Origin of the sequence: Bradyrhizobium sp. SEMIA, assembly GCF_014844175.1 — a bacterium.
GTDB lineage: Bacteria > Pseudomonadota > Alphaproteobacteria > Rhizobiales > Xanthobacteraceae > Bradyrhizobium > Bradyrhizobium arachidis.
Genome location: NZ_CP046601.1, coordinates 3,959,540 through 3,972,190, shown reverse-complemented (window position 1 = coordinate 3,972,190; position 12,651 = coordinate 3,959,540). Strand labels below are relative to the sequence as shown.

The following is a 12,651-nucleotide window of genomic DNA, read 5'->3' as shown; positions in this document are numbered from 1 at the left end:
TCGTAAGGATTGGGCCCCGGGCGATATATGGCCGATGCCATCCGGCCCCCGATGCGAAATTGAGATGCGTCGATACGGCCAACTAGCGCGCCATGATCAGCGGGTCATCGGCGACGATGACTTCGCGGACCTTGGGCGTCTCGCTTTGTGATGCCATAGAGTGTCCTCCATTAGAGTTAGCGCGCTAAGCCAAAGCGGCAGTCAGCCATCACATCGTTCTGTCTTGATGGCCGCCTGCCCGATCCCTGGGCATTGGCGCTCGATCGAACGCGATATTAACAGAGGGGCTCGGTCCCGTACGACCAACTCGGCGATCATTACCCATCGATGGTCCGGGGCGCGCTCTGGTTAGGTAGCAGATATCTCTTGTCCATCGGTTCGACCAAGTCCACTCGATGAAATTTCTTCGTTTGCAGAAGTAGATCAGTCAGACATTTGACCGCGTCGGTCAGGCCGAGGACCTCCCGAGCTCGAAGTTCATCTATCGTTTCGTGCAAGAGCTCCATTTCCAGTTCGGCTTTCACGTTAATCCGATAATCGTTTTCTGCCGCTCTTCCATCGATATCTTGTTGCCTATTCTGGCTCATCACGATGATTGGGGCGGCATAGCTAGCTTGAACCGAAAGAACGAGACTTAAGAGCTTGAATGGAAGCGGAACCCCGCTTCTCGCCGCGCCGACAGGATTGAACGAAACACAAGCGATGAGGACACTAGTCTGGACAATGATAAACCTCCAGGAGCCCATGATGCCTGCCTCCTTGTCCGCCACACTTAGGCCGGTTAGGGCTTGCGCGACGCCTCACCTCCCTCCTAGCTACGGCATCATGAGGACGAGGCGGCAATAACGATCGTCTATTAATTTCATGTCAAGAGATCATTTCCCTCGCTCGCGACGCGAAGTCACTGTCTGACCCGCATGGTGCGATCACTCAGGGTCATTCGATGGCGCTCCGCGGTAGACGGCGTCGAACGATGCAGATTGGCGCAAGAGAGAAAAGTCGCTGATGTCTCAACAAGCCTACGATATTGTCATTGTCGGTGCGGGGGCGGCGGGATGTGTGGTCGCGAGTTATCTCGCCGAACACACCGATGCTTCGATCGCGCTGATCGAAGCGGGCGACACGGATCGCGATCCCTTCATCCACATTCCTGCCGGCTTCGCCAAGATACTGGCCCGAGACCGGCATGTCTGGAAATATGAGACGGTTCCCCAGCACGGCACCAAGCGAGCATATCGTTCAGGCAAGGTGCTCGGCGGCGGCTCCTCGATCAACGCGATGGCCTACGTTCGTGGTCAGATACGCGACTACGCGGCGTGGCAGGACGCGGTCGGCGACACCGGCAAATGGTCGTATGAAGACTTGCTTCCCGTCTTCATGGCGCAGGAAAACAACGACACCTTCCACGACAAATATCACGGCATCGATGGTGGTCTGGCGGTTCAGTTCCCCAAGGGCATCAACGAGCTGAACCAATATTGCCTCAAGGCCTTCCAGGAGTACGGGATTCCCTACAATCCCGACTATAACGGCAAGAGCCAGATCGGCGTCTCACCGGTGCAGTCTACGGTCGGAGATCAGCGGCGGTGCAGCGCGGTCGATGCCTATCTGCGTCCGCACCTCACCTCGGGCCGCGTGACCCTTCTCACCGGCAAGACCGTCATTCGCATCCTCGTCAAGAACAAGCGGGCCATTGGCGTCGAGCTCATGGACAAGGGCCTGGAGAGGATCGCGGCCCGCGAGGTTGTGCTGTCGGCCGGCAGCGTCCATAGCCCGAAGATCCTCATGCACTCGGGCGTCGGGCCCGCCGAGCAGCTTCGCGAGCACGGCATCGCTTTGATCGTCGATTCTCCGGAGGTGGGCGAAAATCTCCAGGACCACCCGATGGTACCGGTCCGTGCCTATGTGAAGGGCGACCTCGGCTATCAGGCTGCCGCGCACGGCCTCGGTAGCGTGAAGGCGGGCCTGCGCTATTTCGTGACTAAGGATGGCCCGGCGTCGGGCAACGGCATCGAGACGGTTTCCCACTGGAATCCGTCCGACTTCACCGCCGAGCCCACGATCCAATGCTATCACGCTCCTATCATCGCGAACCAGGAACTCAGCCCGACGGGCGACCGCTCCGGCATCACCTTCGAACTTGTAGTGCTTCAGCCCAAGAGCCGTGGCTGGGTGCGGTTGGCCGACAGCGATCCGACGTCGATGCCCCTCATCAATCCGAACTTCATCGGCGAGGAGGAAGACTTGAGGGCCGTGGTGGAATCGGTGCACGCGATCCGCAGGGTTATGGCGCAGGAGTCGTTGGCGCCGGTTATTGAGGAAGAGATGGAGCCGGGGCCGCGCATCCAGTCGGAAGCCGAGATCGGCGAATGGGCGAAGCGCGCTGTGACGACGATGTGGCACCCGGTCGGCACGTGCCGGATGGGCCAAGATGCGCGAGCGGTGGTTGACGCGAGGCTCAGGGTCCGCGGGGTCGACGGCCTCCGGGTGATCGACGCCTCAATCATGCCGAACATCACCAGCGGTAATACCAACGCACCGACCCAAGCGCTCGCGCGCCACGCCACGGCGATGCTGGTCGAGGATCTGAAGCAGACCGAGGGAGCTCTGGCGCAAGCCTACGTGGCCTGACGATCGAAGGCCGAACCGACCATGTCGCGTCAACGTCAAAGGGCCGGCATCATTGTCCTCGATATGCTTCATCCTTGCGGCGGCTTCCGCCGGACTGAACTATCATCCGGCTGGCCATCGCGCGTTGGATGGGAATGAAGGGTGGTCCATTGCGCGGTGAAGGGCTGAATAAATCACAGTTGCCAAAGACCGCCACCGGGAGGAGCTCTTATCGTTCAGCTCGGGCATTCGATCGCAAGCTGTTCGGACTACTGGACGCCGGAAATGACCACTGACATCGCAATAGCCCTGAGGCAGGCTGCCGAATACCTGAAGGCCTCCGGCCAAGCTGAGGTTAGCCGCGGCGTCGCGTCGGGCGATTGAAGTTCACTCCGCCGCACATTAACCGCTAGTGGCAGCCGGCGAGTGGAATGGAAACGATAACGACCAGGCATTTCTAATGGTTGGCATGCCGGCCTACCCTCACTGTGCCTCTAACCGGGCCGACCCGCGACGGATGTACGGAGTGCGCCAGCATGTGCGGCGTAGTCGTTCTTCCTGGGTGGATAAACTCTACGCGTCGTAAGGACCCGCTCGAGCAACAAAGCATGTAGGAGTCACAAATGTCGTTCCGCTTCATCACCAAGTCTATCCACGCCTACCTCATTGATTATCCTGTCGCGATCGTCTTGATCGCAGCGCCGTTCGTGCTGAAGCTCGGACAGAGCGGACCGGTCGCGATGTGGCTTTCAGTTGTTGTCGGTGTCGCGGCGCTACTCTTGGCCGCCCTGACCGATCATCCCACCGGGCTCGTCCGCATCATTCCTTACTGGCTGCACCTTTGGGTCGACCGCGCCGTCGGCGTTGTGTTTGTCGTCGCACCGTTCGCCTTCAAATTCTCCGGGTTCGACGCTTCGTACTACTGGATCCTCGCCGCCGCCGTCCTGCTCACGACGTCCGTCTTTAACGCGCCTGAGGAGTCGGTGGCGATCCGTTCAGGATTGCAGAGGCACACCGCCGGTTGAAGGTGGCCACGGGTCGTCCACCTCACGGGTCCGCTGGTGCAGCACGGGCCGCAAGTGATAGCAGTCTAAAGAAGGCCTGCCTCTCGCTCCCAATGATGAACCGAACCTGAACCACTTTGAGCTCCCGGCGGACTGGCTGAGGGCTGGTGAACGGCACTAACGCCACGGGCGTTCCCTCCCTTGACTGCCCGGGGCTCAAAGCAAGCTCCGGGCTTTTTTCCCCGCATAAAGGCATTCCGCATGAGTGTAAAAACGGGCCTATCCTGGCAGCAGCGTTGATGCCAGATGTCGCCTTTGTTGGAGGCGGTATGCAGAGCGAAATCTATCGGCCCCTCCGATCACTTTAGTCATCGACACAATCGACCCCGCATGCGTTGGAAGTCACGGCGAGGCGTTGGCCTGTGCGCACCGCGTCCCTTGGCCCGAATCAGCGCGACTGATAGCTCGACATCCTGGTTAGTAGCAGTTAAATCGCGCACCCTAACGGAAAAGGAATGCCCGTACGGAACCCTCGGTGGCTCAGTCGCAGCCGCTTCGCATTACCGAAGGCACATTAGCTCGATTTATAGTTTCGGCTTCGGGTTACACCTACCGCTCCCATCGCGGCGATAAGGCCGGCCTGGGTTATCCGAAATCTCCCCCACCCACTCAGAACTATCCATCTGTGATCGCCGGCAAATCCAATTCCGCGCTCGGATTCGTAATCGCTGAGACCTGCCTTTGTGAGCCAAGACTGCGCCATAGCGTCCGCGATGTCGATCTCCGGTCCGCACCCATGCTCAATGAGAACCCGCATCACTCGCAACGCTTCTTGTTCTTCCATTCCCGTGCTCCAAATTCCCGTGCGGTCAGGTACCGCCGTCTCGTGCGCCTGCCTTGCCACCTGACAGCGTAGTCCTGCAGAACCGCACACAAATGTGCCTATCGTCTACCAGCCCCGACGAATGTTGGACAAACTGAAGGATGCCTAGACTCGTCTCCTATTCGCATGCGAAGTGAACGACGGATCCTCAAGGCCAATTGTGCGCATTCGCTTGAAGAGCAGATCGATGAGTCGGTGGGCCAACTGCAACAACCTTGGGACTAGCCATTTTTGGCTTGGCATCGCAGATATCTATCGGCTCCCATGCACGAGCAATTCGCTGTTCGGAGTACCAATATTCAGCAGTTGTCGCTCGTACTCCCGCTCGATCAAGCTCCAGCAATGGCAGGAGATCTGCGCCAGCCGAAATGCGTCACGGACGACGAGGCAGCCACGCATCATTTCGATAAGCCCATCCTTCCTGAGTTGACGAAGGCAATCCGTAACGCCTGCACGGCGCACTCCGAGAAGCTGAGCAAGCACTTGGTGTGTGAGAGGGATCTCGTCAGATCCCAGGGCGTTGCGGGCGAGCAGGAGCCATCGCGCCAGGCGCTGCTGGAGTTGATGGGCCGTATTACATGCCCCTGATTGGGCGGTTTGAATAAGCACGGACGCGATATAGGCGTGCACCACGCTGCGGAAAGTCGGCAGACGAGCAATCGCCTCCTGAAAGCGATCCACCGTCAGTCGATTAGCCGCGCCGGCCACTTGCACTATTCGACGGTGCATCGGCTGCGCTTTTGCCGTCAACGCGAGATGTATTCCCGCAAGTCCTTCCGAGCCGATAAGCCACACCTCAACGAACTCTTGCGGTCCCACCTTGGCACCGACCGACACAAGACCACTCTCGACGAAATAGACGTGTTGCATGCGAACGCCGTAGCGATGAAGAACTTGCCACTTCGTAAGCGGCACCTCTTCCGAGCGCAACAGAACGTGCTTGAGTTCATCCGGTGGGAGCAGACGTAGTAATCTGTTGCGAACTTCATACATCAGATTCAACGTCCTAATACTTCCTGAGCAATCGGGCTGTCCAACTGTACGTTTTCGTACCAAGAAACTGTGCCGGAGAGCGACGTAACGCTCGTGGGTCAGCTCGTATTTAGCAACGTCGGGGACTTGGCACGTGCCGCTACAAGACCTGAGTGTGCGAGGATAGCGCACGACAAGTCGACCTGAGCAGCTGCGTCATGATCAAGATGGTGAAGGTCGATGCATTGGCGCGCGCAACATCAATTGGTCCACGGCGGCAACGGAGTCTCTGCAGTTGGCGCCAGTTGAATGGCTGGCTATGGCACTTGCGGATCGCGGCGGCAATAACGATCGTTTATCGATTCTATGTCGGGACGTGATTTCCCTCGGCAGCGCTCGAAGGTAATTATCGTAAGTGGCGGACCGCCTCCGCTAAACTGTCTGCTGCACTGATCAATGCCAGATCGATCAAGGTAGCGATACCGGCCGTGACAACGGACGTGCGCTATTGGGCGCAGCGGGGTCATCCGATGGTTAGTACTGAGGTTATCAACCGCGCTATTGCGACGGCGCCCGGACCGATACGCCGACGTGTCCGCCGTACCGATAAATTTCCCCTGCCTTCTCCTGAGGAGAGATGCTCAAATGAACAGGACTGCAGAGCCCCTGCCGGCCGATCGACGGGATGTTGCATGGGCAATTTAGCGAACTGGCTTTATCTAATCGGATCGCTGTGCTTTGTTCTTGGCACAGTGATCAACATGCTTCCGGTTTGAGGAAGGCGAACTTCTGTTTGAACGCTTTTAGCATTCCGCGGTCATGCGCACTGGTTCTTGAGTCATTCTCGACGGAGCCAGACGGTCCTGTCTGCCAATGGTTATCCACTATCCTGAAGCGACTTGACCCTTGCACGTACGTGAACCGACGCAAAAGTCCACACTCGAAATTTGCCGCCGTGCAAAGCCGATAGAGGCGTCGAGTGTCGTCATTGGTCACCTCGCCTCCACCCCCGCGATCTCGAACGTACGCCCGCTCAAGAGCAGCGTCATCTTGTAAACGGACCGATAGCAGCCGCCGGGCAAGGTGCTGCTTTGCCATCACTGGGAACGGCCGGCTGATCAATACTTTGGTATAGTCGCCTCAGACAAATGCGGTGCGCAGATCGACCTCAGTGCAATGGTCCGGTCCGTCTTTCCTGAGTAGGCTTTGATGAGGAAGGAACAGTCGTCTGGAACGGCCAAAAAGCAGGGAAAGAGTGATGAGCTGGATGTTCGACAACGTCGAACGTTTGATCGCCCGGCTGCAGAAGCCGGCCAATCGGTGTGAGCCCCTCGCCTCGGACAATGCAACGATCGCCCTACGCCACACTCTCCAGCCCGGTGACGTCCTGCTGATCGAGGGCAAAGGTCGTATTTCCAGCAGCATCAAGTATATCACTCAGTCGACATGGTCGCATTCGGCGTTGTACGTTGGACCGATAGCGGGCGTCACAAATGGCGACGAGCCGCACGTCCTGATTGAAGCCAATATCGACGAAGGCGTCGTGTCGGCCCCTCTGTCGAAGTATTTGCATTGCCAAACCCGCATCTGCCGGCCAGTCGGCCTGAGCGATTCGGATCGCGAACAGGTCTGCCGCTACGCATTCGAACGCATAGGTCTCGGCTACGACTTCAAAAACGTCATCGACCTCATGCGCTATCTATTCCCTTGCCCATTCACGAAACGTTGGCGTCGACGAACCATCGCGCTCGGCTCCGGCGATGCGCGTCGGATCATCTGTTCGTCTCTGATTGCGCAGGCATTCGACGCGGTGCGTTACCCGATCCTGCCCAAGATCACGCACATCGAGAATAAGTCCGAGCGGCGCGACGTTGCCGAGATCCGGCATTCGTCTCTCTATGCACCGCGCGACTTCGATCTATCTCCCTACTTCATGGTGGTGAAGCCCACGCTACCCGACGACTTCAACTATAAAAACATTCGCTGGGCCGATCTCCAAATTGATGCCGCACAGCCGCCACTTTTGCCGGAGACCGAACGCGCGATCGCGGCAGTGGTATAGCCTGACATTCCGTAATGCGAGGACAGACTACTAAATTTGAAATCGGTTGGCTCGATCAACACCCTGCAGCGAGCATCTGCAACGCCTACTCACGAGCCCCGTCGTCGAACGAGCCGAGAAGTTGCTTGCGCGATACCGAGTACTTGAGCCGATGACGCTACGCCTTTTCAAAGACCGTACCGAAAGTCCAAACTACGTGTCCACGAATCCGCAGAACTTATTTTTTCTTTGACGAACGATTCGCTTGCACCTCAATTACGGGCCGAGGGCGGAAGAAATATCCTTGGTAGCATCAATCAGAGACGCAAGAATTTGCGCCAAATCTTGGCGCGAGATCGAGGTGCAGCCCGCCAAGTCTTCCGAACCTTGCGAGATGTGATGTAAAGGAAAGCGGCATGGAGCAGTCTCCCCGGATCGGCGACAGGATCAGTGAAAAATTTGAGCCGCCGGATGACGACACTGTCCGGGACTGGGTAGGTCCGAAGGCGTTTGTGCATTGGGTCGAGCTGCGAAATTGGATCGGAGCATGCTACCCCGGTGTTTTCGCGCCGGATTGGCTATATGCCGGCAAGAAACGGGGTTGGTTCCTGCGCTACAAGAGGTCCAGGGCATTCTGCACCTTTCTGCCAGAATACAGGCGGTTTACCGTCCTGGTGGTCTTGGGGAGAGCAGAGCGAGAGAAGTTTGAGCAGCGGCGCTATGGCTGGCGCTCGCATCTGGTCAACCTCTACGACCAAGCCAAAACGTACCCAGATGGGAAATGGCTGACGGCTGCTATCTCCTCCGCAGCTGATCGACACGATGTGACGGAGCTTTTGACTATGAAGCGCCCTCCACCATCACGCGTTTGACGTCAACGGCAAATTACCAAATCGGAAACAACAAGGGGCGTCACGGAAGTTGTTTCAACTGATCCGGCGACTCTCAGTTTCTATACTCGAGGCCGTTTATGAAGCCCCGATCGCCTTCATTCGGCTGCATACGACATTCGCCTCGCACAGCAGGCAGTGCCGCGAAGCGTCAGGCAGGAGCAGCCCTGCGATTAGCCGTCGTTTCACTCAGGCAACCGTCGAATCCCGCGAGGTCAGGCATTGTTTATCGTCGAACAGCTTGTCGGCGCGCTTCCTGTTGTCCAGAGATATAAGCGAGAGTGCCTTGCTTTGGAATAAGGCGGAACTCGGAAGCGAGAAGTTCAGATCCAAGCATCGGTGCTCTCTCCCGAAGCCTCTGCGCAGGAATTTTGCTGAATGCCGTTTGTGGATTTGGAAGATGATGTCTATGCCGCATTCTTCCTAAGCGCGCGTAGATCGACCCAAGAAGATCGAACATGCGACTGGTCAGTGGGACATGCGTCGTCGACTTGTCCGACAGCGGAAGCTCTTTTCCAGCATGAACTAGAAAGGCAGGAATTTAGCTGAATGCGCACGCTTCCCGCGCCTAGCGAGCAATTTTTCCCTGTCATATCAAGCAAAACTTTTCGAGCCCAGCTCCTTATCTGTGAGCTGACATCCTTTTCGCTCTAAGGATTGGGGCGGCTTCAGCCGTTTCGCCCAACGTACCTGCCCCTGATCGCCCTCGTCGCCTATACACCGGGTGGCGTGAAGATCACAGTTGCGGGCTCGCCACTCATTCGATTTTCGCATAAGTTGTATCCGGAACCCAGCTCGAACATGCCAAAACCTGCGCAGAGACGAGATGACCGATCGCCTCCTTGCTCTAACACTCTTCGTCCGTGTCGCACATACCGGTAGCTTCTCACGGGCCGGCAAGGATCTCGGACTTTCGCAACCTTCGGCGTCTCGACACATCGCGTCGCTCGAACGCGAGGTAGGTGCTGCCCTCTTCGCGAGATCAACAAGGGCCGTTGTGCTCACCGAAGCCGGGGCGGACTATCTCGCGAAGGTCGAGCCCGCACTTGCCATTCTGGAAGAAGCGACCCAAGCCGTTCACGGCAAGGGCGTGCTTCGCGGCGTGCTCCGGATAGGCTTGTCCCCTAGCATGGCAATTCGGGAGGTCATACCGCGACTTCCCGCCTTCATTGCGAAGCACCCTGCACTGCGGATCGATTTGGCGATGGACGACGGTCGCCAAGACCTCATCAGGAGCGCGATCGACGTCGCGATCCGGTCCGGAAAGTTGGAGGATTCTTCCGCGACTCTAAGACGGGTAGGATCAAATCCTCTGCTCATCGCCGCCTCGCCGGCCTACCTGAAACGGGCTGGGTACCCGAAAACGCCGAACGATTTGTCCGGACATCCCGTGTTGATTGGTGTCCCAGGTTCGAATGGCGTCTGTTGCTTCGAGAAGAACGGAAGAACCGTTTCGATAAAGGTGGAAGCTCCTCTCTCGGGGAACATCAACGAAGCGGCCGTGGCTGGCGGCGTCGCCGGAATCGGGATCGTGGCCTGCAGCCTCTGGGGCTGTCGCGCCGAGCTCAAGTCGGGCGCCCTAGTGCAGATCCTCAAGGATTGGAACATGGGTGCCGCCGAGGTCAACGCCATATTCCCGGCCGGACGCGGAGCGAAACTCGCGGCCCGCGCGTTCGTTGAACATTTCGCGAAGAACCTCAAGACTAATCCGTGAGTCCTGCCGAGCGTCGGCCAATCGTCGTTTCGCATGGCATGAAATCGTAGAATGTGTCCAGCATCCGACGAGAGGATGTGGCGCATACGTTCGACTACTTCAAAAGTCACCTAAATGCCTTGCGCAGCTCAGCGGCGCGGTTTGCGTCGGGCCAACGAGCGCGCGCGGAAATGATGCGCTCGGGCTCCCAGGACATCGTCCGTCTGGACAGCCGCCTCCAACTCATGCCGGTGCCGCCACTTGAACTTCAGCCGCAGATCACGTGCCACCCCGCCGCTGGGAGCTGCGATGCCGCAGAGCGGCGCGCGTGCAATCAGTCATCTAGCGCAGTCGCCGGCGGCCGGGCCCGCGCGGTCGCACGGTGACGAACGCAGCGCGTCCCGGTCCTCGCCCCTAGGGGAACGCCAGGCCGAAAGCAGCCGGATCGGGCTTCTCGCCGTCCCGGGGGACCAAGAAGCGCTCCAGCCCACCCGGCACGAAGCTGACAGGGTCGCCTGGTCGCCGACCACCTTGATCGTATGCGGCACACCGCGGGGAAGAGCCGCGTAGGCGTCCGGTCCCACCTCGACGCGGGCATCGCCGACCCGCGCGATTAGCTGCCCCTGCACCACGTAGACCAGCTCGTCCTCGCGCGAGTGGGAGTGCAGCGGTGGCTCCTCCCCAACCGTCTCGCCACCGTGTGGCGGCGTGAGAACCGGCTGCTGGACTGACGTTTGTAGCTCCTGATCGTATTGAACATGACGAGAGTGGGTCGCAACGCCCACGAGTGAAATCACCTTTCGTCATAGGGTCGATAGAAGATCGTTATTGCCGGTTGCGCATGCCAACGCGCGTCGACGTCCTTGACTCTGACGCAGCTCCTACGATGGATTTGCCGGCGCGACTTCGCAGACCTGATGCCGAACCAAGTAAGAGAGCGAAAGACATCGCGATTTTGCAAATTGGGCAGGACGCCTACAGAAACATTTCGACAATCCGAACTCAGATCTGATGGCGGTGACTAAGCTGTGTGAGCCCGAAGTGACAATTAGGATCTTTGGATACGTGGACCCCGTCTCCGTTTCCCGCTTGGGGTCGGCAGGCATCTGTCGCGCCTTCAGCGAAGCGTCCCATCCGCATCGCTCTGGCTGGACTGCCTAGAGGATTGGGTAAGCGAGGACAACGTGTTCCACCTGATCGATGCGTTCGTTGGAAACGCGCGGCCTGGAACGATTGTCGACCGAGGTTTCGTCCGTTTTGCGCACGCAAAGACCAATGCGGCACTCGTTTCTGGGTCGCGCGTCCTCCGCCAAACATAGGCGAGCATCGAAAGGCTTCGATGCTCGCCTGTTTGCCGCAAGTGGTCGGCATTGAGGGGCGCCCTAAACCTTCGTATCGGTCCCCGGCACCATTTGGATGACGCGACGACTTAACGTTCAATTGAGTTGCTGATCTCAATCGCCCTAGCATGCATGCGTTGGAAAAGCGCATGGCCTCATGAAGTGCGATCGTGAAAAAAGGATGATCGACTAACAGCTGCGATAAAGCCAAGAGGAGATTACAATGCCCAACTGCTCCGAAAGTCCTAGATCCGGCAGTGCCGCGCGATGCGCGGTTTGTGATGGCAAGTTTGGTCTCGTCCGGCACTACTCGTGGCGGACACCTCTTTGTTCCAAGAAGTGTGTCGATCGCTTCAGAGCTCGCAGGGAAAGTGACGGCAATTGGGTGGGCTGGCTCCAGATCACCCTCAACCAGCTGCCAGAGAACCGCACGAGGGTCTCGTGATGGTCCAGATGTCACAGCGAGGCAAGGCATATTTAGAGACAGCATGGACTTGGCTCCGCGCAGCCCAAACCATGACCGACTCAGCGATCGCGGGTCACCTTAAGGACCTTGCCGACCATTACGAAGGGCGATCTGAGAACGCTTCGCATGCTGATGCGGCCAAACATTCGTTCGATAACCTGAGCGCATGACCGGGTGCGCAGGTTCAAACATGTTCCTCGACTTCTGTACCTTTGAAAGTTGAACTTGCGCTCCGGCAAAAGAGCTAGAGGCATCAAAGTCGAGCGGGTTCGCGGCAACTCGTTGGCTATCGGTCCAAGCCTCGTCGGTCGATATGCATGGATGTCCCTCAACGCGTCCGCGACGTCACAGTAAGTCTATGCGCATTGGAACTAGTAATGGCAGGCCAAGTCGACCATCATGCAGTGATGCACCTGCCCCCAGGCTACGAAATGGACGTCGAGAAGGTGCTGCGGGCCTGCGCCAAGTATGACGTTGTCGTAGAGATCAACGCGCACCCATGGCGGCTCGACCTCGATTGGCGGTGGCACCAGGCGGCGCTCGCGTTCGGCTGCATGATACCATCAATCCGGACGCGCACTCGGAGCTGGACCACATGCACTGGGGCGTCGAGATGGCCCGCAAGGGCGGCATCCCCACTGACCGGATCCTGAACGCGATGACGTTGCCGGAAATCACGCGCTGCCTTCGGCAGAAGCGGCGCTCGCTCGCCCGAGTTGCCTGATGTCGCACGCGCACGACCTCTCGCTCGA

The 12,651-nt window shown here is 58.3% G+C and carries 8 protein-coding genes and 1 pseudogene; 6 read left to right on the top strand and 3 right to left on the bottom strand.

What is annotated here, in order from left to right:
- Positions 1 to 317: 317 nt before the first annotated feature.
- Complete coding sequence (locus FOM02_RS19505; RefSeq protein ID WP_265441995.1) at positions 318 to 746, bottom strand: DUF1003 domain-containing protein; 429 nt, start codon at positions 744 to 746, stop codon at positions 318 to 320.
- Between the two features lie 259 nt (positions 747 to 1,005).
- Between FOM02_RS19505 and FOM02_RS19500 the strand changes: the two genes are divergently transcribed.
- Both FOM02_RS19500 and FOM02_RS19495 read left to right on the top strand, forming a co-directional pair.
- The gene (locus FOM02_RS19500; protein ID WP_265441994.1) at positions 1,006 to 2,631 is read left to right on the top strand and encodes a GMC family oxidoreductase; all 1,626 of its coding nucleotides are present in this window, start codon (positions 1,006 to 1,008) and stop codon (positions 2,629 to 2,631) included.
- A gap of 602 nt (positions 2,632 to 3,233) precedes the next feature.
- Positions 3,234 to 3,635, top strand: a complete 402-nt coding sequence (locus FOM02_RS19495; RefSeq protein WP_265441993.1) for a hypothetical protein — start codon at positions 3,234 to 3,236, stop codon at positions 3,633 to 3,635.
- Between the two features lie 1,114 nt (positions 3,636 to 4,749).
- Here FOM02_RS19495 and FOM02_RS19490 read toward each other — a convergent pair.
- Entirely contained in the window at positions 4,750 to 5,490 is a 741-nt protein-coding gene (locus FOM02_RS19490; protein WP_265441992.1) for a Crp/Fnr family transcriptional regulator, read from the bottom strand.
- Between the two features lie 1,237 nt (positions 5,491 to 6,727).
- Between FOM02_RS19490 and FOM02_RS19485 the strand changes: the two genes are divergently transcribed.
- The 3 genes from FOM02_RS19485 to FOM02_RS19475 all read left to right on the top strand — a co-directional run bounded on the left by FOM02_RS19485 (position 6,728) and on the right by FOM02_RS19475 (position 10,114).
- Positions 6,728 to 7,531 carry a YiiX/YebB-like N1pC/P60 family cysteine hydrolase gene (locus tag FOM02_RS19485; protein WP_322596976.1) on the top strand — a complete coding sequence of 268 codons (804 nt, stop codon included), beginning with the start codon at positions 6,728 to 6,730 and terminating at the stop codon, positions 7,529 to 7,531.
- Between the two features lie 395 nt (positions 7,532 to 7,926).
- Complete coding sequence (locus tag FOM02_RS19480) at positions 7,927 to 8,382, top strand: DUF3788 domain-containing protein (RefSeq protein ID WP_265441991.1); 456 nt, start codon at positions 7,927 to 7,929, stop codon at positions 8,380 to 8,382.
- 844 nt (positions 8,383 to 9,226) lie between these two features.
- Positions 9,227 to 10,114 (top strand): LysR family transcriptional regulator, encoded by an 888-nt coding sequence (locus tag FOM02_RS19475; protein ID WP_265441990.1) that lies wholly within the window; start codon positions 9,227 to 9,229, stop codon positions 10,112 to 10,114.
- A 317-nt stretch (positions 10,115 to 10,431) separates the two neighbouring features.
- On the opposite strand, the gene FOM02_RS19470 is transcribed toward FOM02_RS19475, so the two are convergent.
- Positions 10,432 to 10,722: a hypothetical protein gene (locus tag FOM02_RS19470; RefSeq protein WP_265442189.1), complete on the bottom strand. Its 291-nt coding sequence runs from the start codon at positions 10,720 to 10,722 to the stop codon at positions 10,432 to 10,434.
- Between the two features lie 1,596 nt (positions 10,723 to 12,318).
- Between FOM02_RS19470 and FOM02_RS19465 the strand changes: the two are divergent.
- Positions 12,319 to 12,623, top strand: a pseudogene (locus FOM02_RS19465) (DNA polymerase/3'-5' exonuclease PolX); the annotation flags it as partial.
- Positions 12,624 to 12,651 lie beyond the last annotated feature (28 nt).

What these genes read in the sequence shown, in the direction of transcription:
- FOM02_RS19495 (WP_265441993.1), top strand. Translation starts at nt 3,234, where the DNA reads ATGTCGTTCCGCTTCATCACCAAGTCTATCCACGCCTACCTCATTGAT.
- FOM02_RS19480 (WP_265441991.1), top strand. Translation starts at nt 7,927, where the DNA reads ATGGAGCAGTCTCCCCGGATCGGCGACAGGATCAGTGAAAAATTTGAG.
- FOM02_RS19505 (WP_265441995.1), bottom strand. Translation starts at nt 746, where the DNA reads ATGGGCTCCTGGAGGTTTATCATTGTCCAGACTAGTGTCCTCATCGCT.
- FOM02_RS19475 (WP_265441990.1), top strand. Translation starts at nt 9,227, where the DNA reads ATGACCGATCGCCTCCTTGCTCTAACACTCTTCGTCCGTGTCGCACAT.
- FOM02_RS19485 (WP_322596976.1), top strand. Translation starts at nt 6,728, where the DNA reads ATGAGCTGGATGTTCGACAACGTCGAACGTTTGATCGCCCGGCTGCAG.
- FOM02_RS19490 (WP_265441992.1), bottom strand. Translation starts at nt 5,490, where the DNA reads ATGTATGAAGTTCGCAACAGATTACTACGTCTGCTCCCACCGGATGAA.
- FOM02_RS19500 (WP_265441994.1), top strand. Translation starts at nt 1,006, where the DNA reads ATGTCTCAACAAGCCTACGATATTGTCATTGTCGGTGCGGGGGCGGCG.